We start from the raw sequence: 25,644 nt of genomic DNA, 5'->3' as shown, positions 1-25,644 counted from the left end.
TAGATGTCACGGGACAGGCCCATACTTACTTTTTACTTTGGTTTCACTTGTCTCCCTGACCGCGAATGCAGACACCATCGCGGAAAAGCTCACCACTTTGAGCCTTGATAAAACGGTCAAGGAGAGCTCGCCAGAGGTAAAGCGCACACAGGCTGCGCTTACTAGAGGCCTAACCGTATGCAACTTTGAGAGTGAGGAAAAGCTAGCCAACGTTGCGTGGTTCATCACGAAGAAAATTCGTGAAAGCGGTCAGTACGCAGAGTCAACGGATATCATCGAAGGGGTCAACGCAGCCCTCTTGGGGGCAAAGGCCAAGCAGGACTGCTCTGAGGTTATGTCCCTGTATGCAGTGAACCGTATCGAAGGGAACACTCACTCGGATGCTGTAACTGGAGCTCGTGGAATTTACCGGGCAATGGGACTGGTTAAGTAACCTTGTAGGAGTGCACCCTTTACTTTAGCCATCTCTTTAAACCCGATTAAAAGCGCCTCCCACACACACCGCCGATCATGGCGGTGTGTGCATTCTGGCGCCTGAACTTACCAAGGGCGCCTTAATCAGGAGGCGTCCCATGCGACCCGAAAAGCAATCCCCTCGCGGCATCCGCAACTACAACCCCGGCAACATCCGTCACGCCAAAGGTGTGCGCTGGCAAGGCCAGGCTGCACTCCAGGGCGACAGTGCGTTCGTCCAGTATGTAGACCCACGCTGGGGTATTCGTGCCATTGCTCGGGTACTGATCACTTACCAGGACAAGCGCCGCGCCGCGAACGGCACCCGCATCGACAGCGTGCGGGAGATCATCGAGCGTTGGGCACCGGCCTCTGAAAACAACACCGATGCATACGCCATGGCGGTCGCGCGTGCCCTGGGCGTAGCCCCCGATGACGAGCGCCTGGATGTCTACAACTTTGACACCATGCGCGCCCTGGTGCTGGCCATCATTCGTCACGAAAACGGCCCAGGCCCGCTGCCAGGTGGGCTCTGGTACGGCGAAGCAATCGTCGCCGATGGACTGCATTTGGCCGGGATTGAGCGCGGCGCTACCCATGGCCGAGGCGCTGGGGTGCCAGCATGAAGCCGATCTGCGGCTGGCGTTGTTGCTACAAGCTCTACAGCGTCCAGATCAGTGTGCTGATCGCGCTGTTCGGCTTCGCGCAACTGGAGTTGCTACCGATGTGGCAGGCACAACTTTCACCCAGGGCGTATGCCGTACTCAACAGTGCCCTGGGTCTGCTCCTGTTCATTGCCCGCCTGATCAAACAAGGCCCTGACCAGGACATTCAATCATGAGGCTGCTGGCATCTGCATTGGTCTCCTGCCTGACCAGGCTCTGGACCTGGTCGTCACCCAGCACTGCAGCAGGTAGTTGGCTGACCTGCGCCACCAGGATGCCGGTAAGCCGCAGACATTCTGGTGTTGCTGCAGCCAAGCGACGTGCACGTAAGCCCCATAACCGCAGGAGCCACCAGCATGGCCGTTCTTAGTGCTTTGCCCCTGCGCAATGGGTTGGCCTGGGCGCTGGCCGCCTGCGTGCTAAGCGCAGCGGCTGGTGGTTCGGTTGCCTATGGCCTGGGGTTCCGCCACGCCCAGGCCCTAGGCGACACCGCGCTGGGAGATCTGAAAACCAAGAACGCAGAGCAATCCGCAACCAATGCAAAACAGAGCCAAGAGCAGCTATTGGCCCAGGTCATCCGTGCCAATGCTGCCGATGCCTTGCTGATCCAACTCCAGGAACAACATAAAACCGAGCTGCAGCTGCTGCAGGAGCGCATCCCTCATGTCACCACCCACTACCGTCCTGCACCTGGTGCGACGACTCAGCCCATTCCTCGTTGCGTGTTCACTGCTGGCTGGTTGCGTGACTACAACGCCGCCCTCGGTGTGCCAGCCACAACCCAAGGCGCCGCTGCCAGCCACCCTCAAGCAGCGACCAGCGCCGCCCCCGGCACTGACGCCGAACTACTGGAAAGCGGCGTCACTCCCGCCGACATCCTGGCTCACGCCCAGGACTATGGGCTGTGGGCTCGCAACAACCTGGCCCACCTCAATGCCTTGCTCGATCTACAAGAAAAGGACTGACAGCGTATGGATGTAGCGGACCTGGCCAATGACAACGACTTCACCGAAGCCGCGTTGCTGGCTCACAACAGCGGCCTGCAACGTCGCTCGGGCCCCTCGGCCTATCGCTGCGAAGAATGCGGCGATGCGATACCTGAAGACCGCCGCCAGGCAGAGCCCGGTACCGAGCACTGCTTTGACTGCAAGACCACCCTGGAACACTTGGCCAAGCGAGGGTTGCGATGAACCTGAACGAATTGAACTTCGGCTTTCAAACCGTGCAGTGGCTGATTCTCACCGTGCTTGGCATCTACACCTGGTTGACCAAACGCCAGGCCGCCAGTGCCCAGGAACTGCTGGAGCTGCGTACCCGCATCGTCGCCCTGGAAGAGCGCGTGCGTCACCTGCCGGACCACGCCGCCATCGCCGAGCTGCTGGGCGATATGAAAGCGGTGCGCGCCGAGCTGGCCGGGATGCAGGCTATCTCCCGTGCGGTGGACCGAATCAATGATTACTTGCTGCGAGAAAAGCCATGAGCCAATACGCCGAATTCCTGCGCCAGGACATGCGCCTGGTGATCCTGCGCCTGTTGGTGGAAATGCCTGCCTACCGGGCCAACAGCTCCGTACTCAATGCCGCCCTGGATAACTTCGGGCACAGCGTCAGCCGCGACCAGGTCAAGACAGAGCTGCAGTGGCTGTTGGAGCAAGGCGCTGTTTCGTTGGAGGACATCGGCCCAGTGCTGGTGGCCAGCCTCACCGAACGTGGCCAGGACATCGCTGCAGGTCGTGCGCGTGTACCTGGCATCAAGCGTCCGGGGGCCTGATCATGGCGGGAAAATCCTCCATCAGCCGCTTGCCGCCCATGGTCAAGGCGTACATCCAGAAGCTCTTGCGCGAAGACCGCATGACCCTGGATGACATGATCGCCGACATCCAGGGGCGTTTCCCGAACGAAAAAGCGCCCAGCCGCAGTGCGCTGGGGCGCTTCAAGCAGGGCTTCGAACAATTGACCGAGAAAGCCCGGCAACACCGTGAGCAGGCTGAGGCCTTTGTCGGCGCTTTCGGCGAAGACGCCAGCGACAAGACCGGTGCCTTGCTGGTCGAAGCGATCTCGACCCTGACCTACCAGGCTGCCATGGGCGCTCATGAAAAGGACGAGGTGACCATCAAGGAAGTGGCCACCTTGGCCCGTGCAGCCAAGGCCACGATGGAGGCCCGCACCCTCAGCGTCAAAGAGCGCCAGGCTATCGCCAAAGCCGCCCGCGAACAGTTGCTGGCCGAGCAAGCCGCCGAGCTGGAGAAGTCAGTCCAGACTGGCGGCATGAACGAAGATCAAGCGCTGTTCTGGCGCGAGAAATTCTTGGGGGTCAAATGAGCGCCCCAGCGGTCAAGCCCTCTTCGAGCACGCTGCGCGTCGTCGAGTGGGACGAGCTGCCGGACAGCGTTCGGCAGATCCCAGAGGGTTACAACCCGATTGCCGAAGGCATCCTGATGGCGCACCAGGTGGACTGGTTGCGCATTCAGGCGCAGATCAAACTCTGCGAGAAAGGTCGCCGTACCGGTATCACCTTTGCCGAGGCCCTGGACTCGGTGATCACCGCCGCTTCACGCAAAAGCGCGGGCGGCATGGACATCTTCTATGTCGGTGACACCAAGGAAAAAGGCCTGGAGTTCATTGGCTACTGTGCCAAGTTCAGCCGGGTGATCGCCGAGGCCCAGGCCTCCGGTGTCAGTCAGATCGAAGAGTTCCTGTTCGAGGACCAGGACGAGTCGGGCAACACCCGACAGATCAACGCCTACCGCATTCGCTACGCCTCAGGCTTCAAGATCGTCGCGTTGTCGAGCAACCCGGCCAATCTGCGCGGCCTGCAGGGCAAGGTGATCATCGACGAAGCCGCCTTCCACCGCGATGTGTCGGCAGTGCTCGATGCCGCAACCGCCTTGCTGATCTGGGGCGGTCGCATCGTCATCATCAGCACCCACAACGGCAAGAGCAACGCCTTCAACCAGATGGTCAACGACATCCGTGACCAGCGCTATGGCGACGCCGCCCAGGTCTATAGGGCGACCTTTGACGATGCCGTGGCCAACGGCTTATTCGAACGCGTTTGCTTCATGAAGGGCGAGCCCGCAACACCTGAGGGCAAGGAGGCCTGGTACAAGAAGATCCGCAACGCCTACGGTCCACGCAAGGCCCAGATGCGTGAAGAGCTGGATGCTGTGCCCCGTGATGGCAATGGCGTGTGCATTCCAGGCGTGTGGATCGAGGACGCCATGCGTCCAGGTCGGCCCGTGCTACGCCTGGCGCTGCCGGACGATTTCACCCAGCAACCGGTGTACCGCCGTGATGCCTATGTCGAAGAATGGATCGAACGCAACCTGGCCCCCGTCGTGGCCCAGCTCAATCCCGACCTGCGTCACTTCCTGGGTATGGACTATGCCCGCCACCGCGACTTCTCCATTGCCTGCCCGATGTCGGTTGACCAGGCCCGTCACCGCGATGTGCCGTTTGTGATCGAGATGCACCGAGTGCCAGCCCGCCAGCAAAAGCTGGTGCTGTTCTACACCTTGCGTGGCTTGCCGCGCTTCATCGGTGCCGCCCTGGACGCTTCGGGCAACGGCGAGACGCTGGCCGAAGAAACCGCCGATGAGTTTGGCCACAACCGCATCCAGCAGGTGAAGCTCAGCCGTGCCTGGTACGGCGCCTGGATGCCGAAGTTTGTCGGGCTCTTTGAAGACAGCACCATCACCATCCCCCAAGACGACAACCTGCAACAGGACGTGCGCGGCATCGAACTGGTGGATGGCATCCCGATGATCGTCAAAGCCCGTTCGCAAGACCTCAAGGACCCCGACCTGTATCGCCATGGCGACTTTGCCGGTGCCGGGGTGCTCGCGCATTTCGCCACACTGGAGGTTGCCTCCGGCCCGGTCTCCGCCAAATCACGCCGCCCCCGAGCGGCTTCTCGCATCATCCAGGGGTACGCATGAGCACCAAAGGATTGTGGGTCAGCCCCACTGAATACGTTCGATTTGCCGAGCCCCGGCGCGACAAGGGACTCACCGACCATATCGCCACCCGTGGGCGTAGTTTCGATGCCCAGGCACTAGGCATGTACCTGCCGAATCCGGACCCGATCCTCAAAGCCCAGGGCAAGGACATCAAGGTCTATCGTGACCTGCGCAGCTCGGCCCTGGTCGGCGGCAACATCCGCCGCCGCAAGTCTTCCGTGCTGGCCCTGGAGCGCGACCTTAAACGCGGCTCAGCACCAGTGCGGGTCGAGCGGTTCATCCGTGACTGGCTGGCCGACCTTGATCTCGACCGGATCATCCGCGAGCTGCTCAACGCACCGCTGTTCGGTTACCAACCGATTGAGTTGATGTGGAAACCGCTGGGCTTGAACCTGGTGCCAGAGGATCTGCTGGGTAAACCTGCTGAGTGGTTCCTCTATGACCAGGACGACCAGTTGCGCTTCCGTGCCCGTGATGCGGGTATTGCCGGTGAACAATGCGACCCACAGCGCTTTGTCGTTGCTCGGCAAGATGCCTCCTACGACAACCCCTACGGCTTCGCTGACCTGTCCATGTGTTTTTGGCCGGTGATGTTCATGAAGGGTGGGCTGAAGTTCTGGGTCCAGTTCACCGAGAAATACGGCAGTCCCTGGGTCATCGGTAAACACCCACGTGGTGCAACTGATGCCGAGACCAACTTGCTGCTCGACAGCCTGGAGTCGATGGTCCAGGACGCGGTGGCAGCGATACCGGATGACTCCAGCATCGAGATCAAAGAAGCGGCGGGCAAAAGCTCCAGCGCCGAAGTCTACCGCGAACTGCTGACCTACTGCCGCAGTGAAATCAACGTCGCCATGCTGGGCCAGAACCAGACCACTGAGGCCAATGCCAACCGCGCCAGTGCGGTGGCAGGCCTGGAGGTGACCGAAGACATCCGCGATGGTGACGCAGGCATTGTCGCCGCGACCCTGAATGCGGCCATCCGCCTGGTCGTCGATCTCAACTTCGGTGAGCAGGTCACTGCACCTGTGTACGAACTGTGGGAACAGGAAGAGATCGACAAGGTGTTGGCCGAGCGCGACCGGGGTCTGACAGAAGCCGGTGTGCGGTTCACGCCGCAATACTGGAAGCGCACCTACAACCTGCAGGACGGTGACATCATCGAAGGGCCAGCCGCCGCTGACCCGGCGTTCGCCGAAGCCGCGGTGCGCCCGATCCTCGACCAGGTCGCGTTGGACCAGGCCATCGATAGCCTCACCGCAGAGCAGCTGCAGGAACAGGCAATGGAGGCCTTGCGCCCCGTCATTGAGGCGCTGCAGCAGGGACGCGATGAGGTCGAAGTGTTGGGGCTGTTGGCCGAGACCAGTCCCGACCTAGATGCGGTAGCACTGCAAGCGCTGTTGGCCCGGCTGATGTTTGTTGCCGATGTCTGGGGACGCCTGAACGCCGTAGCGGATCAGGAGAGCTGAGATGGCGGCCAAGGCGAAAGAACCAAACCCAGCCGACCTCAAGGCCATCTTCGGCCTTGAACCCGCGAAAGCCATCGACTACCTCAAAGGCAAAGGCTACGCGATCACCTGGGACTGGCAGGAGATGCTTGATCAGGCCCATGACCAGGCCTTCACCGTGGCCAAAGCCATGTGCCTCGATCTACTCTCGGACATTCGTGAAGCCCTGGAAACAGCGTTGCAGAAAGGTCAAACCCTCAAGCAATTCACCGAGGCGCTGCAGCCTACCCTTGAGACTCAGGGTTGGTGGGGCAAGCAGGTGATCGTTGATAGCCAGGGCGTCGGCGAGCTGGTCCAGTTGGGCAGTCCGCGTCGTCTGCAGACGATCTACCAGACCAACCTGCAGAGTGCCTACATGGCTGGTCGAAAGGCCAGCATGGAAGAAACTGCGGACACCCACCCGTACTGGATGTATGTGGCCATCCTGGACGGCAAGACCAGGCCGAGCCATCGTGCCTTGCACGGCAAGGTGTTTCGCCATGATGACCCAATCTGGTCTTCGATCTTTCCACCGAACGGCTTTAACTGCCGTTGCCGAGTGACGGCATTGACTGAGGCCGCCGTTAAACGCCGTGGCCTGGCGGTGATGTCCAGCCAGGGGCTTAGCTTCAATGACACCGTTGAGATCGGTACCAACAAGCGCACGGGCGAGATCAGAACGGCTTCTGTGACCGGACTTCGCCTCACCGACCAGGGCGGCAAGCCCATCACATTCCGCACTGACCCCGGTTTCAACCATGCTCCAGGTACGGGGCTTGCCGACGCCCTCCAACGCAAGCAGGCCGCTGCTGGCCTAGACGAGGTTTAACATGATCACTGTCGAGCTCGACCACTCCCGGCTGCAGGAAGCCTTACGCAAGGTTGAATGGGCCGTGGGTGATCTGGCGCCCCTGATGAAAGGCATCGCCGCCGAGATGGCCAGCGTGACCGAAGAGAACCTGGAAGAACAAGGGCGGCCAGACTGGGAGTCATTGTCCAGCGTCACCACCGAACGTCGCGAGCAAGCCGGCACCTGGCCTGGACAAATGCTCCAGGTCAGCGCCGGGGGCCTGGCCGCCTCGATCACTACCCAAGCCACCGACAGCTCGGCGTTGGTCGGTAGTAACAAGCCCTACGCCGCGATGATGCACTTCGGTGGCAAGAAGGCCGACTTCCCGCACCTGTGGGGTGATATCCCAGGACGTCCGTATCTGCCCATGGATGTTGAAGGCAAGCTGCAGCCTGAAGCAGAGGAAGCATTACTGGATCTCGCTCTCCAGCATCTCGCTAAGGCGACCCGCTCATAGCGTGCTCGTGACGTTCGCTTGCATATGTCACCCCATCTTGCCTTGCCCGACTGGAAAAAGCCTGTAAACGCTTTATAAAGTCGTACGGAGTTCAATTTAAACGAGGATGGTGATGAAGGTGGCGATAACAGAGCGTATTGAACAAGAGGTTGTGTACTTGCTTGCTGTGATCGACCTTATCAGGTCGATGGTGAACAAGGAGCTGCTTGAGGTTGTTGGTAAGCCTGGAGACCAGAGTATCTGTTTCAAAAGCATGGTTCACAAACGCTTTTTCTCGATTGCGTTGGTGGATTTCCTTTCGCTCACAGACGCGAAAGCACCGGTTCCGAAGACATCCTACTTGAGTGCACTGCGCGAGATATCGTCATCTCCTTGCTTCGAAGCCAACGGTTCAGCGCAAAAGCTCAAGCACGCAGTGAATGCTTTTATCGATTGGCTCAACGTTGAAATGTCGATGGACATCTGGCTTGGGTCGATCAACGTCGAAGTTAAGAACTTACGAATCTCAAGGCTGCTTCTGTTTAAAATCGGGGGGAATCTATCGAAGCACAACTTTCTGCGGGCTGTTGGTGTCGCAGAAGATCTACAAAAACTACTTGCCAGAGCAGGTGTTGAGGTAGAGCTACATGATGCAATACTGGCTCAAGAAGAGGTCTATGACACTTTTCATGGAGATGTCGGGGCTTACCATGACAGCACCGTCGCTGAGTTTTTGAACGAGCTAGCGTGGGGAATCCAAGCTTATCTGCTTCCAGAGTTTCAGCGGAGCATCGTCTATGAGGGAGGCGACTCTCTTCGATACTGGTATCAACCGCCAGGTGACTTAAAGCATCCCTTCAGTAAGACGTGTTACTGGAATCTCATGAACCAGGTCCGCACGGGTCCAATCGTCAAACCGTTCACCGTGACCTGCCACCTAAAAGGTCGGTACTGATCGCTACTCTTTAAACCCGATTAAAAGTCCTGGGCGGAACATTCGCCCAGGCTGTGCGCATCACCTCCATTACCTGCGCACAGACCATGAAACCACTTCACATATTCAGGCCAGGCAAACACACCGCCATGAGCGGTGACAGTTTCAACTTCAGTGAGAGCGACATTGCCGCGACCGTGCTGGCCTATGACCCAGCCTTGCACGAAGCTCCACTGGTGCTCGGCCATCCCAAGCACGATGCACCAGCAGCGGATTGGGTCAAATCGCTGTCGGCATCGGCAGCAGGGTTGATCGCTGAGCCTCAGCAGATTGATCCGGCCTTCGCCGAACTCATCGCCACAGGCGCCTACAAGAAGATCTCGGCTTCCTTCTACCACCCCAACGCAGCGAACAACCCTGTGCCCGGCGTGTACTACCTGCGCCATGTCGGTTTCCTGGGAGCACAGCCACCCGCCGTCAAAGGCTTGCGCCCCATCGAACTGGCAGATGACGAGGAAGGTGTCATTGCCTTCGGCGACTTCGGGCACGAGACCACTGCCAGCCTCTGGCGTCGCCTGCGCGAATTCCTGATCGGTGATCGTGGCCAGGAGGTTGCCGACCAGGTCATTCCGACCTGGGCAATCGACACCATCGCCGAAGCGGCCCGTAACGAGGACAAGCCGCACCCGGCCTTCAGTGACCCCACTCAAACCAAACTACCCATCATCGAGGACACGCCCGTGACCGAAGAAGAGAAAACCAAACTGCTGGCGGACAACGCCCGCCTGCAGCGTGAAGTCCAGCAGCACAAGGATGAGAAACGCCAGAAAGCGCAGACCGCCATCCATACCGGCAACGTTGCGTTCGCCGAAGGACTGGTGGCGGCCGGTCGTTTGCTGCCCAAACACAGCGCTGCGCTGATCGCCGTCCTGGACTTCGCTGAAGGCACCGATAAGCCACTGGAGTTTGGCGAAGGTGATGATCGTCAACCGGTCGCCACCGGCCTGAAGGCCATCTTCAACGACCTGCCAAAGCAGATCAGCTTTGCCGAGCAGGCCAGCAAGGACCGCAAATCCAACGGTGCACGTACTGGCGCTGAGCTGGAATTCGCCGAGGTGGAAACCGATCCGGGGCGCCTCGATCTGCATGTCCGCGCTTCGCAATTGGCCGCCGACAAAAACATCCCCTACGAGTCGGCTGTACGCCAACTCATCAATCAGTAAGGAGCCGTCATGGCTGACCGTTTGAAGATTCTGCGGGTCGTTGACCCGGTACTGACGAGCCTGGCGCGGGGTTACCGCAATGCCCAGTTCATCGGTGAAGCTTTGTTTCCGGTGGCTTTCATGGACAAGGAAGCAGGCACCATCCCGCTGTTCGGCAAGGAAGCGTTCGAGGTCTATGACACCGAGCGGGCCATCCGGGCGCAGTCGAATGTCATGACCCCGGATGACCTGGACGGTTTGGACGTGGTCCTACGTGAACACGACCTGGCCTACCCGGTGGACTACCGCGAGCAGAACGAATCCATGTTCGATGCCCAGTCACGCGCCTCGCGCCGCGTAGTCGGCGCCATTGATCTGCGTCGCGAGGTCAGCTGTGCCAAGTTGGCGCAGAACCCCAGCACCTACCTGCCAGGAGCCAAGGTGACGTTGTCTGGTTCCAGCCAATGGAGCAATGGTGGCGGCGATCCGATTCTGGTGGTCGAGCAAGGCAAGGAAGTGGTGCGTCGCCGGATCGGTATTCGCCCCAACACGATGACCATGGGGGCATCGGTCTACCTGTCACTGAAGTTTCACCCGAAGCTGCAGGCCGCTCTGGGCAGTGACGAGCGCAAGATGATCACCCTTGAGCACCTCAAAGCGATCTTCGGTGTGCCGAACATCTACATCGGCGAAGCGGTTGCAGGCAGCAGCAACACGTCCGACATCTGGTCCGACAGTATGACCCTGGCCTACGTGGCCCAGCCCGCTGCCGGTGAGAAGGCCGACCATGAAGAACCGAGCTTCGGCTACACCCTGCGTCGCAAGGGCATGCCGGAAATCGATACCTTCGATGGGGCTGGTGGCAAGGTGCACTTCGTGCGCAACACCGACATCTATAAACCCGTCGTGGTAGGTGCCGATGCGGGCTACCTCATCTCCGACATCAACGGTTGAGGTGCTAGATGACTTCCAAAACCCCAGCCAAGGACAAAGCCACACCTGACATGTCTGGTGAGCCGAAACCGCAGGGCAACGCCCCTGCAACGACTTCGCCGGTTGAGCCATCGCCTCCAGCGGTAGTGCCTGTTCCAAACGCACCACCGGAACCAGGACCGGAGCCTGAACCAGGCCCAGAGCTGGGCAGCTACACGGTAACGGGACGCTCTGATGTTTTGCACAACGGCGATCTGTACCACGAAGGCGACGATATCGACCTAAGCGATGCAGATGCAGCACCACTTCTCAAGCGCGGCCACGTAGTGGCTGAAGGACGGTAACCCGTGAAAACCCAACAACCTGTACTGACCACCTCGGTGGTCGCCCTGGTTGATCTGCCACGCTTTCGCTTTGCCGGGTTCGACGGTGGACTGTGTCCGGCAGGTGCTAAGGCGCTGGGGTCAGTGGCGGCGGATACCGAGGCTGACAATGTCGCCCCGGTCAATGTGCTGGGCATCTGCCTGGTGACTGCAGGCGGTGCTTTTGCTGCAGGCGACCAGGTGGAATCGGACGCCAATGGGCGCGCCATCAAACTGGCTACAGGTGCGAGCAACGGCATTGCCATGGACGTGGCTACCGCGTCCGGCGATATCGTCCGCATTGTCCGGGGCATCTGAGGTCTGCCATGCGCTACTGCACTCGCGTCGACATCGGCAAGGCCATCCCTGAGCTGATCCTGATCCAGCTGTCCAATGACGACCCAGCTGCCCAGCAGCCGGACGATGCCGTGATCGAGGACGGTGTCCGTCAGGCTGAAGAACTGATTGATGGCTACCTGCGCGGTCGTTACAACCTGCCGCTCGATCCGGTGCCCACGGTGTTGCGCGATGCAGCGGTGTATCTCACACGGCACTGGCTATATCAACGTCGCCCCGAAAGCCCTGTGCCCGATGCGGTCAAAGACAGCCGCCGAGACACCGTCAAGCTGCTGGAAAGTATCCGCGATGGCATGGTCACCCTGGGCATGCCGACCGGCCAAGCTGCTCCTGAACCCGGTGAAATTCGCGTTCGCTCACGCCGTCAGCAGTTCGATGATCGCCGCTGGGAGGGTTACCGATGAACGACGGCAAAACGCAGACTGAGCAGCTGATGGACGCCGTGTTGGCTCGGCTCAAGGAGGCTTTCGGTAAGGAACTGATGGTCGAGTTGTTTCCGGAGAACCCCCAGGGATATCGACTGAATCATCCCCGTGGCGCAGTGCTACTGGCATACGGCAGGTCGAGCTTCGGGCACTCGGAGGCGACCGATGCAGTGTTCCAACAACGCAACTTGGTGATTCGACTGACCTTAGTTTTCCGCCAGCTCCATGGCAAAGACGGTGTCATCAGCTACCTCGACCGACTGCGCGGCTGTCTTGCGGGCTGGTTTCCACCGCATTGCGACAAGGCCTGCTGGCCTGTAGCCGAGCATTTTATCGGGCATTTGAATGGCGTTTGGCAGTACGCCCAGGACTTCAGCACCCGTGCCACCCAAGTCCAGGTCGTGTTGCCAGGCAACGAGCCTGGGCTTGCCCTAGCCACCTTTGAACATGAGGGCTTTCGATGAAACTTACTCGCTATCGCTACACCGGCCCACAAAGCGCTGCCTCTTTGCGTGTAGGGGCCAAGGAGGAGCTGCTCGATGTGCAGTTGTTGCCTGGGCTGCCGGTCGATCTACCCGCTGACCATGAATACACCCAGATTCTGCTGGAGCTCAAGCACCTGGTGCTGGAGCCCGTAGAGGCCGACACCACCAAGCCAAGTGCGATTGCACCTGGTGCGGAAAAGAAAGGAGCCAAAGCCAATGTCAGCTAACTACCTGCACGGCATCGAAACCCTGGAGATAGAGCGCGGCCCCCGTGCTATCCGTGTAGTCAAGTCAGCGGTGATTGCCTTGATTGGCACCGCACCCGCTGGGCCGGTAAAAACCCTGACGCTTTCGCTCAACGACATTGACGGCGCCCAGTTCGGCACTCACTTGCCAGGCTTCAGTATTCCCGAGGCCTTGGATGGCATCTATGACTTCGGTGCGGGGACCGTACTGGTCTACAACGTGCTTGACCCTAGCGTGCACAAGAGCAACCTGGTAAGCCAGCCTGGGCGCTTTGCCGACAACGACTTGCTGCAGCTCACCCATGGCGCGCTGCAAGCACTGGCTGTGAAGTCCGAAGATGGTTCTGCCACCTACGACCTCGGCACGGACTACAGCGTTGATATGCTCAGCGGTCGAGTGCGGCGCTTGAGCACCGGCAGCATTCCGGTCAATGGCTCGGTCAAGAGTGACTACACCTATGCCGACCCGAGCAAAGTGACGCCCGCCGATGTTATCGGCGCCGTCTCGCTGGCAGGTCAGCGCAGTGGGCTGCTGGCCTTCCAGGATAGCTACACCCAGTTCGGCTTCTTCCCGAAGATCTTCATCGCGCCAGGCTTCAGTACCCTCAATGCGGTGAGCGTCGAGTTGATCGCGGCAGCAATCAAGATGGGCGGCGTCACCTACATCGATGCGCCAATCGGCACCACGGTGCAGCAGGTGATTGCCGGTCGTGGCCCGTCTGGCACCCTCAACTTCAACACCAGCAGCGACCGGGTGCGTCTGTGCTATCCCCATGTGAAGGTGTACGACCAGGTCAATGGTGATCGCCTGCAGCCGCTGTCGATCCGCGCCGCTGGGTTACGCGCCAAGGTCGACAACGACAATGGCTACTGGTGGAGCAGCTCGAACAAAGAGCTGCTGGGCGTGATCGGCTTGGAGCGTCCACTGACTGCCCGGATCGACGATGCCAGCAGTGAGGTCAACCTGCTCAACGAAAACGGCATCACCACCGTCTTCAATTCGTTCGGTACCGGCCTGCGCCTGTGGGGCAACCGCACAGCGGCCTGGCCAACCGTGACGCATATGCGCAACTTCGAAAACGTGCGCCGAACCAAGGACATCATCGACGAATCCATCCGCTACAGCTCGTTGCAGTTCGTTGACATGCCGGTCACTGACTCACTGATCGACAGCATTGTTGAGAGCGTCAACCTGTTCATGCGCAAGCTGATTGGCGACCAGGCCTTGATTGGTGCCGAGTGCTGGTATGACCCAGCACGTAACCCACAGACTGAGGTCGAGCAGGGGCATCTGCTGTTCAACTACAAACTGACGGTGCCATTGCCATTTGAGCGCGGCACCTTTGAAACCGAAATCACCGGGGAGTACCTGGTCAACCTGGGAGCTGCGTAAATGGCAGGCTTTAGCGCACACCGTATTACCAACGCGGCGGTCTACCTGGACGGCAACAGCTTCTTTGGGCGTTGCGAAGAGATTGACCTGGGTACGGTCAAGACCGTCATGAGTGACTTCCAGGGCCTGGGCATGGTCGGCCTGATTGAACTGCCGGACGGCATCGACAAGCTGGAAGGCAAGATCGTCTGGAACAGCCTGTACTACGACGCCGCCAAGCGCCTGGCCACGCCCTTCAAGACTGTCCAGCTGCAGTGCCGTTCCAACGTCCAGGTCTTCAACAGTGCTGGCCTGACCGATGAAATGCCGTTGGTCACGATGATGACCATCATGTTCAAGGAGTACCAACTGGGCAGCTACAAGCCCCGCGACCCGAGCAAGTTTGAATCGCCGTTCTCGGCTACCTACGTGCGGCAGATCCTGAACGGCAACGAGGTGGTGTTGCTGGACTATCTGGCCAACATCTTCAAGGTGGGGGGCGAAGATCAGTTGGCCAAGTACCGGAAGAACATCGGACAGTGAAACACTCCCGTAGTCCGAAGTGACTCACCGAAGCCCCGCCACCGTGCGGGGCTTCTCTTTAAACCCGATTAAAAGTCAGCGGTATGACCAGGTGCGATGCTCAAGTCTCTTAGAGCAACAGATCATTCCGATCAACCTGGAGTATCAGATGGCTGACAACGTCCGCTTCACCCTCAACTTCCCTTTCCAGTCCGCCACCGGCGACACCGTGACCTCGATGTCGGTCACCCGCCTCAAGCGCCGCGAGTTGAGCACCGCTCAACTGCACGCGAAAGGTGATGAGGCGGCACTGGAGGATCACCTCGTCGCGAAGATGCTGGGCATCACCGTGGAAGACCTGATGGAGTTCGATATCGCCGACTCTAAGCGTGCCAGCGACTTGTTTCGCGCAATGGTGGGTGGAGGAGACCTCGCTGCATTCCTGGGACGAAGCGCTTCTGCTAGTGCTGAGGATGCAGCCGTCGGAGATTAGCCGGCTGCCGATGGATGAATACTGGCGCTGGTGTGAGGTCTGCGAACGGGAGATAAACCGCCGCGTTGCGGCCGCCGAGCAACTGAACCGGCCATAGCCGCATGCACGCCGCCAGTAATACGCCACCCGCCGCAATGGGGGTGGCCATGGCAGCCCCCTGGGCTGAACGTCAACACCACCGTCCCTTTCCAATCACTCTTGCAGCGTAGCGAATTATGGCCAATGAAGTCCTGGTGGGATTAAGGATCGGCGCAGCCGTATCGGGCACGCTGAGTGCCGCGTTTGGTTCTGCAAAGTCAGTGGTCCAGCAACTCGGTCGGGCGACCGATGGCTTGAAAATCAAGCAAAAGCAGATCGGTAGCGAGCTTGCCGCCTCAATCGCCCGTGGCGGTACGGGCGTTGAACGCTTGCGTCGCCAGTATGACCAGGTCGGTCGTGCGATTGATCAGCTCAAGTCGAAGCAGGAGCGCCTAAACACCAGCATCGCTCGGGGCGAGACCCTGAAGAATGAACGATCCGAGCTTCGCGGCGAGGCCATGGAGACCGTTGCCACCGCAGCGGTTGTAGGGGCGCCAGTGGCCAAGGCGGTAGATATCGCCATCGATTTTCAAGACTTGGTGCGTGACATCGCCATTACTGGAGAGTTTGACGAAGCAAAGGAAAAAGGACTCAGTGATGTGATGCGTGGTGCGGCGTTACGTTGGAATCAGACTCAGATGGAAGTTGCCACCGGGGTTAACGTTCTGATCGCTGGCAACATTTCTGATCTCGAAGAATTGAAATCCTATGCTCCAGTAATGGCGAAGTCGGCAACTGCAACCCGAGCGTCGATGGATGATCTCGGTGCCGTAGCTATTTCGCTAAATGACATTCTTGGTATCACCGCTGCAGGTTTTGAGCGTTCCATGAACATGTTGGCTTTTGCAGGGAAAAGTGGGCAGTTTGAATTGGCGGATATGGCCAAGTGGTTACCTCAGCTCACGCCGCAGTTCAAGGCTCTGGGGATCACTGGAGAGCGGGCAGTATCGGAGATCGGTGCATCGCTGCAGATTGCCCGGAAGGGCGCGGGTAGCAATGATGAGGCGGCCAACAACTTCAAGAACTTTCTAAACAAACTAACGGCTCCCGACACCTTGAAGTCGTTCAACGACGCTGGAGTAGATCTCGAAGACGCAATGAAGAATCTGGTCAGCCAGGGCCTGTCGCCTGCCGAGGCGATGATAAGGATCATCACCAAGTACCTTGGCAGTGATGCTCCTGCCGCTGCAAGTAAGTATAGAAAGGCACTGGATATTAAAGATGAGCAGGAGCGCCAGACTGCTCTGACGCGCCTGGATGAAGCCTACAAGCTCAGTTCCTTGTTTGCTGATCAACAAGTCTTAGCGTACGTTCGACCAGCGTTAGCCAATCAGAGTGAAGCTGCCCGAATACAACAAGGCAGTAAGGATGCTGCTGACAAAGGGGGCCTTGATGCCGATTGGAACATGCGAATGGGCAGCGCCAAGGAGCAGCTCAAGGTACTGACCGTGGGGCTCAGCGATTTGGGGATCGCCGTAGGCTCAATCCTATTGCCAACGATTGTCGACTTGACGCAAAAGATCGTGCCGGTGGTGCAAGCATTCTCAAACTGGGCTGAGAACAACTCCGAACTGATCAGCGGTACCTTGAAGCTTCTGGCCGGGGCCGTCGCGCTGAAGTTGGGGCTCATCGGTATTCGGTATGGTATGAATCTCGGTGCCACCGCGCTCAATGGTTTCGGTACGTTTCTCTCGCTTGCCACAGGCAAGTTGGCGCTCTTTAACTGGACGCTCATCTCCACTCAAATGGCGCCGTTTATTGCAGGGGTCAAGCACCTGGTTAGCGTAATCCCAGGACTGTCTTACGTGACAGGTGTGTTCGGTAGTGTACTCGCGGCAACGCCTATCGGCTGGATCATTGCGGCGTTCGCCGCTATCGCGATAGCAGGGCTCTTGATCTACAAATATTGGGAGCCAATCAGTGCCTTTTTCTCTGGCTTCTTCACCGGATTTGTTGAAGGCCTCAAGCCGATTCGCGATGCTTTCTCAGCAGCTTTCGAACCTATCGCGCCTTTATTCTCTGCCTTGGGCCAGATGATCAAACCGGTGATCAGGTGGTTCAGTGAGTTGTTTACTCCGGTCCACCTCACCGGTGATGAACTGGGTCGGGCGACAATGTCAGGTATTGAGTTTGGTCGGGCTGTGGGCGCCGTGGTTGCCGCGCTGTTCACACCTATCCGCTGGTTGCTTGAATTCATTGGCGAGATCCCGAAAGCCTTTGAAGGTGGCATTGCCGGCATGGCCAAGCTGATCCTCGATTTCTCACCGTTAGACCTGTTCTATCGTGCGTTCAGTGGCGTTATGAGTTACTTCGGCGTCGAGCTGCCAGCCAAGTTCAGTGATTTCGGCGGCATGATCATCAGCGGACTGGTCAGCGGTATCGGCAACGCCCTGAATACTGCCAAAGAGTCCATCGTCGGCGTTGGTACGTCGATCAAGACCTGGTTCGCCGAGACGCTCGGCATACAGTCGCCAAGCCGGGTCTTCATTGGCTACGGTTCCAACATCAGTGAAGGTGCCGCCATCGGCATCACTGCTCAGGCTGGCCTGGTCCGTAAGGCAGCCTTGGATATGGCGGGGACCACGGCAGTTGAGTTGGCGGCACCGAAGGGGCGGTCGTATTCATTACCGCAACCACCAAGCGCCGAGGCAGTATCAGTGGCTAGCCGCATTGGAACCTCAGCTGGTGGAGGTCCTGGTGTCGGTGGCGACCTGGTAGTTCACTACTCGCCCAAAATCGAGTTGCCTGCAGGTGCACAGCGACAACAGGTTGAGCAGGTTCTCAGAGGGGGTTACGACGAGTTCGTGCGTTTCATGGAGCGTTTCCAGCACGATCAACGGCGCCGCAGCTATGGCCCTGACACCGGAGGTAGAGCCTGATGTTTGCACTCCTGGGTGACATCGAGTTCACCGTCGCGGACGGTATCGCGGGTATGGAGCAACGCGGCACTGTGGATTGGGCCGAGCATGCTCGGATCAAGGGTAAGCCGCTGCTGGAGCGGGTTGGTGATGGGCTCGATGAGGTCAACTTGAGCATTGAGCTGCATCCGAAACTGGGTGACCCGGAGAAGCGTTGGCGAGCGCTGCGCGAGGCCAAGAGCAAGCACGAACCGCTGGCGCTTGTCCTGGGCAGCGGCGACTACCTTGGACCGCACGTGATTGCGGACCTCACCCTGCAGCATCGGCGCATGTCAGGCACCGGGCAACTGCTGTCCGCCACCGTGCTACTGAGCCTGCGGGAGTACACCGGTGCGTTCACCCGCAAGGTGCTCGCCAAGCCAGGGCTGATCAACCCGGCGCTCAGCGGCACTCCAGCGGCAGCAGCCGGGACACCTGGTTTGCTCTCCAAGTTCATGCCTTCGCCCAGCACCACGCAGTTGGTGGTTGGCCATGCCAAGACCGCAGCCAACGTGCTGCAGGCAGGAAAAAATCTCTATGACCAGGTCAAGAGCGGCAACGCCTCGATGATTCTTGGTCAAGTCCCGCAACTGTTGGGCCTGACGGTGCGCGCCATCGAGCCGCTGCAGAACCTGACTGAAGCTGCTGGCCTGCTCCAGGACGGGGCTGATCTGGCGAAACTGGGTGAAGACATCTTGGGCAGCGTTAGCGGTGCACGCTCCAGCCTTGATCCGGTTGACCTGGGCAACATCGTGGAACGCTTCGCCGCATCCCGCGAGTCTCTGGACCAGGCGTTGACCACCATGGATGGCGCAAGACCCCGTTTGGCTGGGCTGGCGGCCCAAGTGCTGACTCGGAGGGCCTGATGTTCATACCCCATATCACCACCGAGGGCGAGCGCTGGGACCAGTTGGCCTGGCGCTACTACGGCGATGCTCATCGCTATCTGCCCATCGTGCAGGCCAATCCGCATGTACCGCTGACGGGAGCTTTGCCCGCAGGCTTGGCGCTGGCCATCCCCATGCTCGAACCTGTACCCGCTATCGAGGATCTGCCCCCATGGATGCGCTAACCCCGCAGCAAGTACCTGAGGCGCGTTTCGTGTTGAGCTACCAGCACCGAAACATCAGCCATGACATCAGCCAGCACTTACTGTCACTGACTTACTCGGACTTCCTCACCGGCCAGGCTGACAGCCTGGACGTTGAGCTAGAAGACACTGACGGCAAGTGGATCGATGCCTGGTATCCCGGACATGGCGACATGCTGACCTTGTCGTTGGGCTGGCAGGGCAAGCCACTGCGCACGCTGGGCAACTTCGAGATTGATGAAGTGGAGCTGAACGCGCCACCCTCGACGGTGAACATTCGCGCTCTGGGCGCCGGTATCCAGTCCGCCTTGCGCACCACAGAGTACCGGGCTTATGAAAACACCACCCTGGACGCCGTAGCCAGGCAGGTCGCGGCTCGGCAGGGTCTGGAGTTGGTTGGTCGAATCGAGCCAATCAAGCTCGACCGCCTTACCCAGCAGGACTCTGACCTGACCTTTCTACGCAACCTGGCTGGCGAGTATGACTATGCCTTCAAGGTCACAGGCAAGCGCATGGTGTTCCACGCCATCAGTGACCTGGCCAAGGGCAGACCGGTAGCCAGCCTGGTGTTGAAGGACCTGACCAGCGTACGGGTGCGGGACCAGATCACCGTTGTGCCGAAGAAGGTCGCGGTCAAACACAAGGACCCGGTTAAGAAAAAGCTGATTTCCTACGACATCGTCAATGGCGAGACCGTGGCGGTGCCGAGCAGCACCAGCAAGACCACCACCAGTGCGGACACCAAGAAACAACGCAAGCGCGCTGCCTCGGAGGAAGTCGCCAAGGCTCGTGCCAAAGCCGACCTGGCCAAGGCCAACCGAGAGCGCACAACAGGGGGCTGGACGGCCATGGGGCGTCCTGAGCTGGTAAGTGGCAACGTGGTCACCCTGGTTGCTGCAGGCAAGATGGGGGGTGACTACCTGATCACCGCCGCACACCACCGGCTTACCCGCAGCGGTGGTTATACCGTGGACCAAGAAGTCTGCCGCGTTGCGGCGGCTTCGATCGCGATGACTCGGCAGAACGTCCAGCCTGATTTGGCCCTGTCCAGTTATGGCCCGCAGCGAGAGGTCGTAGCCTGATGGGTGTTGAATTGGAATATGGCGAGGTCAGCGCCGTGGATTATCTGACGTGCCGCATCCGCGTGCGCCTGGATGATCGCGATGGGGTCGAGAGCTTCTGGCTCAATGTCCCGCAGCGCAACTCCCAGGGCACAAAGCGCCGACCGTTGATGCCGGAGATCGGCGAACAGGTGGCGGTGCTGCTCGATGAGGATGGCGTGGGTGGTGTGTACCTGGGCGGGATCTACTCGACCGCTGAGCCACCGCCCGTGGTCGATGAAGATACCGATTATGTGCGTTACAGCGACGGAACTGTTGTCAGCTATGACCGGGCGGCGGGGGTGATGACCCTGAACAGCGTCGGCGAGCTCGTGGTGAAATGCACTCGCAGCGTGACTTTGGAGGCTGGCCAGCCTGTGGTCGTGATGGCCCCCTCTGCCACGCTACGGATTCCGCAGGTCACCTTGGAGGGCAATCTGCAAGTCAATGGCAACATCAATGCGACAGGCGCGGTGATGGATGCAGGGGGGAACTCTAACCACCATTCACATTAGGTTTCGGTTTATCCCGATTCTCTATTTGTTTGCGAACACCCTCTGGCAATTTTTCGAATTTCTCGGCGATGAGCTTGGGCCTATGAATAAGGTCTTCTACGATCCAGTTGATCATGGCGAACATAACACCCACATGTTCAGGCATATCGTCTTCAGAGATCTTCCCTGGATGCACCGCGTGGTTACCTGTGACTCGCACGTAATCCAAGGCCATTTGAATTTGGGGGGCTAGCCCGCCCTTTACCAACTGCGCAATGTCCTCATTGATGTCTTTACCTTTTCCTCCGAGCTGGATGCATAGTCGCTGCAAGCAAAGGCGCAATAGAGCTGCCGCTCCACGAGCCGAATGAACTGAAATTTCACGGGCCTCATCAAAATTTCGTTTGCACTCTTCAGGCAGGTCGATGTGAGCTAAAGGAGCGACGCATGCGCTGGGGTCTAGCAGTCGGCCAAGCGAAACCCGATTGCCAGCTTCATCAAAGTCTTCACCCTGGTCCAACCATAAGCTAACTTGAGAGCAATGGTTACAAGTGCAGTCCCAGCGCGAAGTATGGTTATAGCCATTTCCGAATCCCTGTGGAATGCAGAGCCGAACCCATTCCATTGACGTTAGGACGCCACAAAAAATGCAAGTGAACGCTTTGGCCTTGAAAGCCGGAGGCACTAGTTTCATTCCGAGCCAACTCCTTGTGAAAGTACCTCTCAGCATATCCAGCTACCGGTTCTTTAACCAAGATTAAAAGCGACGAAGCCGTTGGGCATGGATCATTGCTTCCATGACCACGCCAACTTCCTATACCAGCATCACCGCCGCCCATTGGCAGCCCGCTCTCGGTACACCCGGTGAGGTGGTCGAGGGCTTACGCGATATCGACCAGTCCATCCGGATCATCCTGGCCACCCCCAAGGGCAGCGATGCACACCGGCCTGAATTCGGCAGTGACCTGCACCTTTATATTGACTGGCCGCATGATCGCGTCACGCCGTACCTGGTGCGCGAAACGATAGAGGCTATCCGCCGCTGGGAGACCCGCGTGCAGGTAGTTCAGGTCCAGGTGCAGATCGACACGTCCCATCTCACCCTGAAAGTGCTATGGCGCGTGGCTGACAGCATTGAGCAAATGACCGAGGTGCCGTATGCGCGAGCTGCCTAAGCCGGAGTTCGTGAAGATCGATCCAGCCGCTACCGAAGCAGACTTGATCGCCCGATACGAACTCAAGTCCGGCAAAACCCTGTATCCGGCGCAGGTCGAACGGCTATTCATCGACCAGGTCGCCTACGCCACCTCTCGTCTACAGATGGCCATTCAGAACGCTGGAGAGCAGCTGTTGGTCCGCTTTTCCAATGGTCCGATCCTCGACTACTTGGGCGAACTGGTCGCGACCCCTCGACTTCTGGCCCAACCGGCTCGCTGCATGCTGCGCTTCAGCATGGCTACTGTGCGGTCACAGCCACTGGTGATCGCTGCAGGCACTCGCGTCAGCACCCAGGATGGCAAGTTGAGCTTCGCTACCAATCAGGATTCCGTAATCGTTCCAGGACAGCCGCAGGTCAGTGTTGCGGCGACCTGCTTGACGGCTGGGGTCCAGGGCAATGGTTGGGCGATTGGTCAAATCAATGTCATCAGCAACAGCCCCTTGGCCGGGCTGGTTGCCAACAACACGACAGTGACCGCTGAAGGCTTTGAAGATGAGGGTGACGAACGTTATCGCGAGCGGATCATCCTGGCCCCTGAAGCCTTCAGCAACGCCGGTAGCCGTGGCGCTTACCGCTATCACACACTTGCAGTTCACCAATCAATCATCGATGTGGCAGTACACGGCCCTCATGAGGGACAGCAAGACGGTCATGTCGCGCTGTATCCACTGACTAGCACGGGCCTACCGTCGGCCGAACTGCTGGAGCAGGTAAAGAGCCATGTAAGTGCCGAAAAGGTCCGTCCGCTCTGCGACACGGTTCATGCCCTCACTCCCATCGAAGTCGCTTACATCATCAAAGCGCGGCTGACGTTCTACGATACTGCCGAACAGGGCGAGGTAATGGCTGCGGTGCAGCGGGCCGCCGAGCGTTTCGCTGCCGACAGACGATCCAAGCTGGGGCAAGACCTGGTGCGCGAGCAACTGATTGCCACCCTGCAGGTCGCGGGTGTGTATAGGGCAGATCTAGAGTTGCCTGCGGGCTTGGGTGAGCTGCAGGGCAACGCATGGGCGAACTGCACGGCTATTCAGCTGATTCCAGCGGGGGTGGCCATTGGCTAAACAGCAGCTACCTCCTGCGCTTGCCGGTGACGAACGCTTCGCCATGCTGTGCGAGCTCTTGGACGAAAGCATGGCAGAGGTCGATCTCGACGCGATGCTGGTCTATTTGGTTGACCTGGTTAAACCAGCGCTGCTGCCGGTGCTAGCGCACCAGTTCTCCATGCTGGATGAGGCGGCTTGGTTGCTGGCCGAGTCGACCACCGCACGTCGCAACCTGATCAAGCACTCCGTCGAGCTGCACCGTTACAAGGGCACGCCCTGGGCTGTCCGCGAAGTCATCAGGCTACTCGGCTTCGGCGAGATCACCTTGCAGGAGGGCTTAAACAGCAAAGTCCACGACGGCTCGATCTTTCGGGATGGCCGCTATGTGCATGGAGATCCGTCCTCTTGGGCCGTTTACCGGGTTTTCCTCAAACGCCCGATTACCAATGACCAGGCTGTCCTACTCAGGCGCCTTCTACTTTACGTCGCTCCGGCGAGATGCCGCCTGATGTCTCTCGACTACCAGGCTGTTGCCATCCGCCACAACGGCGAGGCCCGCCGCGACGGTCAATACAATCACGGGAGCAGTTGATGGCCGACTTACCAGAGCGCGAAGAGTGGACCCCAGGTATCTACCAGATTGAAACCTCTGATCCAGTACTCGGGGGGCCGGATGGCGTTGATAACCGACCCGCTAAGGATTTGGCAAACCGCACTCGCTGGCTCAAGGGTCAGTTCGAAAAGCTGATCAATGGCGTTGTCGCAGCCGGCAAAGCAACTCAACTGGCTACAGCTCGGGCTTTCAAGGTCACAGGTGCTGCGTCGGGATCTGTGGCATTCGATGGCAGTGCGGATGTGGCGTTGAACCTGACGCTGTCTGACAGCGGGGTAGCGCCAGGCTACTACACGCTACTCGGGGTGAATCGCCAGGGGCTGGTCATCGATGGGAAGAGACCCACTTCTCTGGTTGACCTGGGGATCAATGATGCCCTGCTACTGACGGGAGGTACGATGCACGGCCCGGTGATCATGTCAGGGGCCAATAGCATTTATGTACAACCTCGTGTTGGGGAGTCATGGGCGGGCGGTTTCCTGACTGCAAGCGCGGACTTGGCACGTATCCAGGGAGGGATCGGTTTCTCCGGCCAAGGCGAGACCCTCCAGAATATCTACTTAGGACTTGGCGCTTCGCCTTGGAACGCTGGGCCAGGTATACGCATCACTTCTGCGGGAGTCGTAGTAGAAGGCCCCATCAATGGCGTAGGTAGCGGCCTCACAGGCGTGCCATGGACATCTCTCATCAATGTGCCCAAGACGCTGCCTGGGTTGGGCGTTCTGTTTGCCACTCAACCTGAGGCTGAGATTGGGGTAGAGAGCAGCAAGCCCATGAGTGCTTTGAGGGTTTCTCAGGCCATTGCTGCGAAAGTTGTCCAAGCTACTGAAAGCGCTCTTGGGATTGCTGCAGTCGCGTCGCAGACGGACCTCAATGCGGGCACGAACGACTCCAGGTTCGTCACCGCGAAAAAACTTACCGCTTGGCTGTCTACAAAGCTGATTCAGGCGAGCTACACCGCTGCCGGGATTGTGAGCTTTGCCAACGCCGATGAGCTGATCAACTCCAACCTAGAGACGAAGGTATTAAGCCCGGCCGTCGTGAAGTATGGCTTTGCGATGCTCAATGCTCGCAACGGGTACATCGCGTTCCCTTCTTGGTTGGGCGGTTTCATCATTCAGTGGGGATCGGCCACGATTCCAGCTACGACGACAGACGTTGCCTATCCCCTGACTTACCCCAACGCGGAGTTTGTCACCCTAGCCAATGCATCCAACGCGACAGTTGGGCTGGATGGCGTGGAGATCAACTACGCCGAGACCGGCTTTTTCAGGGCGACGATTGTTTCTGCGAATGGCGCGGCAAACCAGGTCCCCGGAACCTTCAAGTTCGTTTCGTTTGGACGATAGGAGCACAGCCATGACGTTCTATGTGACAACTCGTGAGAATGGCGACATCGCCACAAGGCATATCAAGGGGCTGGGGCAGTTGCCCAGCAATGCAATCCAGCTGGATGAAACCGACTGGATACGACTCACCCAGGAGAACGACGGTATCTGGTCCTGGGACGGCCAAACCCTGGTGAAGCGCCCGCATCCTGTCGTTGAGGGGGCGATAGAGGACTTGATCGCCAGAACGCGCTACGCGCATGAGATCGCTGGAATTCTGGTCGATGACTGGAAGATCAGCACAAGCCGTGAAGGGCAGGCGCTGGTGGCCGGTGCCACGATTCAGGCGATGCTGGAGCCCAACTGCCGAATCCAGTGGAAAACGATTGAGGGATTTACCGAACTGGATGCGGCGCAGATCATCAGGATCGCGGTGGCTGTTCGCTCACATGTCCAGGCTTGCTTTGACAGAGAGTCGGTGTTGCTGGCCACTTACAACGCAGGCACGTTTGACGAAACCATGTTGACAGAGGGGTGGCCCTGATCGAGGACGTACACAAGGGCCACTCTCTTTTCACAATTCCTTTGCAGTTCATGCAAAGG

Annotated in this window: 34 protein-coding genes; 33 read left to right on the top strand and 1 reads right to left on the bottom strand. The window is 58.9% G+C overall.

What is annotated here, in order from left to right; genetic code table 11:
- From M5G17_RS24645 to M5G17_RS24515, 28 genes are all read left to right on the top strand, one after another.
- The coding region (locus tag M5G17_RS24645; protein ID WP_273895471.1) for a hypothetical protein at nucleotides 1-433 on the top strand (433 nt) is incomplete at its 5' end.
- Between the two features lie 139 nt (nucleotides 434-572).
- Nucleotides 573-1,079 carry a structural protein gene (locus M5G17_RS24640; protein WP_273895470.1) on the top strand — a complete coding sequence of 169 codons (507 nt, stop codon included), beginning with the start codon at nucleotides 573-575 and terminating at the stop codon, nucleotides 1,077-1,079.
- Nucleotides 1,076-1,294, top strand: a complete 219-nt coding sequence (locus M5G17_RS24635; RefSeq protein ID WP_273895469.1) for a DUF7940 domain-containing protein — start codon at nucleotides 1,076-1,078, stop codon at nucleotides 1,292-1,294. Before M5G17_RS24640 ends, M5G17_RS24635 begins: the two co-directional genes overlap by 4 nt.
- 180 nt (nucleotides 1,295-1,474) lie before the next feature.
- The gene (locus M5G17_RS24630) at nucleotides 1,475-2,083 is read left to right on the top strand and encodes a lysis protein (RefSeq protein WP_273895468.1); all 609 of its coding nucleotides are present in this window, start codon (nucleotides 1,475-1,477) and stop codon (nucleotides 2,081-2,083) included.
- Between the two features lie 6 nt (nucleotides 2,084-2,089).
- Complete coding sequence (locus M5G17_RS24625) at nucleotides 2,090-2,308, top strand: TraR/DksA C4-type zinc finger protein (RefSeq protein WP_273895467.1); 219 nt, start codon at nucleotides 2,090-2,092, stop codon at nucleotides 2,306-2,308.
- Nucleotides 2,305-2,598 (top strand): DUF2730 family protein, encoded by a 294-nt coding sequence (locus M5G17_RS24620; protein ID WP_273895466.1) that lies wholly within the window; start codon nucleotides 2,305-2,307, stop codon nucleotides 2,596-2,598. Before M5G17_RS24625 ends, M5G17_RS24620 begins: the two co-directional genes overlap by 4 nt.
- On the top strand, nucleotides 2,595-2,888 hold the full coding sequence (locus tag M5G17_RS24615; RefSeq protein ID WP_273895465.1) for a VpaChn25_0724 family phage protein: 294 nt from the start codon (nucleotides 2,595-2,597) through the stop codon (nucleotides 2,886-2,888). The genes M5G17_RS24620 and M5G17_RS24615 overlap by 4 nt, the downstream gene beginning before the upstream one ends.
- Before the next feature lie 2 nt (nucleotides 2,889-2,890).
- Nucleotides 2,891-3,439, top strand: a complete 549-nt coding sequence (locus M5G17_RS24610) for a phage protein Gp27 family protein (RefSeq protein WP_273895464.1) — start codon at nucleotides 2,891-2,893, stop codon at nucleotides 3,437-3,439.
- Complete coding sequence (locus M5G17_RS24605; protein ID WP_273895463.1) at nucleotides 3,436-5,055, top strand: hypothetical protein; 1,620 nt, start codon at nucleotides 3,436-3,438, stop codon at nucleotides 5,053-5,055. The genes M5G17_RS24610 and M5G17_RS24605 overlap by 4 nt, the downstream gene beginning before the upstream one ends.
- On the top strand, nucleotides 5,052-6,545 hold the full coding sequence (locus tag M5G17_RS24600) for a phage portal protein family protein (RefSeq protein WP_273895462.1): 1,494 nt from the start codon (nucleotides 5,052-5,054) through the stop codon (nucleotides 6,543-6,545). Before M5G17_RS24605 ends, M5G17_RS24600 begins: the two co-directional genes overlap by 4 nt.
- 1 nt (nucleotide 6,546) lies before the next feature.
- Nucleotides 6,547-7,392, top strand: coding sequence for a phage head morphogenesis protein (locus tag M5G17_RS24595; RefSeq protein ID WP_273895461.1), 846 nt, complete (start codon nucleotides 6,547-6,549; stop codon nucleotides 7,390-7,392).
- 1 nt (nucleotide 7,393) lies between these two features.
- Entirely contained in the window at nucleotides 7,394-7,870 is a 477-nt protein-coding gene (locus tag M5G17_RS24590) for a phage virion morphogenesis protein (RefSeq protein WP_273895460.1), read from the top strand.
- A 112-nt stretch (nucleotides 7,871-7,982) separates the two neighbouring features.
- Nucleotides 7,983-8,804 (top strand): hypothetical protein, encoded by an 822-nt coding sequence (locus M5G17_RS24585; RefSeq protein ID WP_273895459.1) that lies wholly within the window; start codon nucleotides 7,983-7,985, stop codon nucleotides 8,802-8,804.
- Nucleotides 8,805-8,932: 128 nt separating this feature from the next.
- On the top strand, nucleotides 8,933-10,006 hold the full coding sequence (locus tag M5G17_RS24580; RefSeq protein ID WP_273895458.1) for a peptidase: 1,074 nt from the start codon (nucleotides 8,933-8,935) through the stop codon (nucleotides 10,004-10,006).
- Between the two features lie 9 nt (nucleotides 10,007-10,015).
- Nucleotides 10,016-10,939 (top strand): major capsid protein, encoded by a 924-nt coding sequence (locus tag M5G17_RS24575; RefSeq protein ID WP_273895457.1) that lies wholly within the window; start codon nucleotides 10,016-10,018, stop codon nucleotides 10,937-10,939.
- Between the two features lie 8 nt (nucleotides 10,940-10,947).
- Nucleotides 10,948-11,262, top strand: a complete 315-nt coding sequence (locus tag M5G17_RS27825) for a DUF7210 family protein (protein ID WP_476453928.1) — start codon at nucleotides 10,948-10,950, stop codon at nucleotides 11,260-11,262.
- Between the two features lie 3 nt (nucleotides 11,263-11,265).
- Nucleotides 11,266-11,598, top strand: coding sequence for a capsid cement protein (locus M5G17_RS24570; protein WP_273895456.1), 333 nt, complete (start codon nucleotides 11,266-11,268; stop codon nucleotides 11,596-11,598).
- Nucleotides 11,599-11,606: 8 nt separating this feature from the next.
- Nucleotides 11,607-12,041 (top strand): gp436 family protein, encoded by a 435-nt coding sequence (locus M5G17_RS24565; protein ID WP_273895455.1) that lies wholly within the window; start codon nucleotides 11,607-11,609, stop codon nucleotides 12,039-12,041.
- Entirely contained in the window at nucleotides 12,038-12,526 is a 489-nt protein-coding gene (locus M5G17_RS24560) for a Gp37 family protein (RefSeq protein WP_273895454.1), read from the top strand. The genes M5G17_RS24565 and M5G17_RS24560 overlap by 4 nt, the downstream gene beginning before the upstream one ends.
- On the top strand, nucleotides 12,523-12,774 hold the full coding sequence (locus tag M5G17_RS24555) for a hypothetical protein (RefSeq protein ID WP_273895453.1): 252 nt from the start codon (nucleotides 12,523-12,525) through the stop codon (nucleotides 12,772-12,774). Before M5G17_RS24560 ends, M5G17_RS24555 begins: the two co-directional genes overlap by 4 nt.
- Entirely contained in the window at nucleotides 12,764-14,185 is a 1,422-nt protein-coding gene (locus tag M5G17_RS24550; protein ID WP_273895452.1) for a phage tail sheath subtilisin-like domain-containing protein, read from the top strand. The genes M5G17_RS24555 and M5G17_RS24550 overlap by 11 nt, the downstream gene beginning before the upstream one ends.
- Nucleotides 14,186-14,707, top strand: a complete 522-nt coding sequence (locus M5G17_RS24545) for a phage major tail tube protein (protein ID WP_273895451.1) — start codon at nucleotides 14,186-14,188, stop codon at nucleotides 14,705-14,707.
- A gap of 148 nt (nucleotides 14,708-14,855) precedes the next feature.
- Nucleotides 14,856-15,179: a phage tail assembly protein gene (locus M5G17_RS24540; protein ID WP_273895450.1), complete on the top strand. Its 324-nt coding sequence runs from the start codon at nucleotides 14,856-14,858 to the stop codon at nucleotides 15,177-15,179.
- 215 nt (nucleotides 15,180-15,394) lie between these two features.
- A complete protein-coding gene (locus tag M5G17_RS24535) occupies nucleotides 15,395-18,136 on the top strand; it encodes a phage tail tape measure protein (RefSeq protein ID WP_273895449.1) in 2,742 nt (913 codons plus the stop codon).
- The gene (locus M5G17_RS24530; protein ID WP_273895448.1) at nucleotides 18,136-19,020 is read left to right on the top strand and encodes a phage tail protein; all 885 of its coding nucleotides are present in this window, start codon (nucleotides 18,136-18,138) and stop codon (nucleotides 19,018-19,020) included. The genes M5G17_RS24535 and M5G17_RS24530 overlap by 1 nt, the downstream gene beginning before the upstream one ends.
- Entirely contained in the window at nucleotides 19,020-19,226 is a 207-nt protein-coding gene (locus M5G17_RS24525) for a tail protein X (RefSeq protein ID WP_273895447.1), read from the top strand. The genes M5G17_RS24530 and M5G17_RS24525 overlap by 1 nt, the downstream gene beginning before the upstream one ends.
- Complete coding sequence (locus M5G17_RS24520) at nucleotides 19,214-20,326, top strand: phage late control D family protein (protein WP_273895446.1); 1,113 nt, start codon at nucleotides 19,214-19,216, stop codon at nucleotides 20,324-20,326. Before M5G17_RS24525 ends, M5G17_RS24520 begins: the two co-directional genes overlap by 13 nt.
- Nucleotides 20,326-20,859: a phage baseplate assembly protein V gene (locus M5G17_RS24515; RefSeq protein WP_273895445.1), complete on the top strand. Its 534-nt coding sequence runs from the start codon at nucleotides 20,326-20,328 to the stop codon at nucleotides 20,857-20,859. Before M5G17_RS24520 ends, M5G17_RS24515 begins: the two co-directional genes overlap by 1 nt.
- Here the strand turns inward: M5G17_RS24515 and M5G17_RS24510 are convergent.
- Nucleotides 20,840-21,532 (bottom strand): DUF4145 domain-containing protein, encoded by a 693-nt coding sequence (locus tag M5G17_RS24510; RefSeq protein ID WP_273895444.1) that lies wholly within the window; start codon nucleotides 21,530-21,532, stop codon nucleotides 20,840-20,842. The two genes, M5G17_RS24515 and M5G17_RS24510, sit on opposite strands and share 20 nt — an antisense overlap.
- A 103-nt stretch (nucleotides 21,533-21,635) precedes the next feature.
- Between M5G17_RS24510 and M5G17_RS24505 the strand changes: the two genes are divergently transcribed.
- Genes M5G17_RS24505 through M5G17_RS24485 form a run of 5 tightly spaced genes read left to right on the top strand, consistent with a single transcriptional unit; the run spans nucleotide 21,636 to nucleotide 25,585 of the window.
- Entirely contained in the window at nucleotides 21,636-22,013 is a 378-nt protein-coding gene (locus tag M5G17_RS24505; protein ID WP_273895443.1) for a GPW/gp25 family protein, read from the top strand.
- Nucleotides 21,997-23,118, top strand: coding sequence for a baseplate assembly protein (locus M5G17_RS24500; RefSeq protein WP_273895442.1), 1,122 nt, complete (start codon nucleotides 21,997-21,999; stop codon nucleotides 23,116-23,118). Before M5G17_RS24505 ends, M5G17_RS24500 begins: the two co-directional genes overlap by 17 nt.
- A complete protein-coding gene (locus M5G17_RS24495; RefSeq protein WP_273895441.1) occupies nucleotides 23,111-23,692 on the top strand; it encodes a phage tail protein in 582 nt (193 codons plus the stop codon). Before M5G17_RS24500 ends, M5G17_RS24495 begins: the two co-directional genes overlap by 8 nt.
- Nucleotides 23,692-25,062, top strand: a complete 1,371-nt coding sequence (locus M5G17_RS24490) for a gp53-like domain-containing protein (RefSeq protein WP_273895440.1) — start codon at nucleotides 23,692-23,694, stop codon at nucleotides 25,060-25,062. Before M5G17_RS24495 ends, M5G17_RS24490 begins: the two co-directional genes overlap by 1 nt.
- Nucleotides 25,063-25,072: 10 nt before the next feature.
- Nucleotides 25,073-25,585, top strand: coding sequence for a DUF4376 domain-containing protein (locus tag M5G17_RS24485; RefSeq protein ID WP_273895439.1), 513 nt, complete (start codon nucleotides 25,073-25,075; stop codon nucleotides 25,583-25,585).
- Nucleotides 25,586-25,644 lie beyond the last annotated feature (59 nt).

The sequence above is a fragment of the Pseudomonas rubra genome, assembly GCF_028656935.1.
Classification (GTDB): domain Bacteria; phylum Pseudomonadota; class Gammaproteobacteria; order Pseudomonadales; family Pseudomonadaceae; genus Aquipseudomonas; species Aquipseudomonas rubra.
Note: the sequence above shows the minus strand (reverse complement) of the source record. Positions and strands in the feature narration are given on the sequence as shown.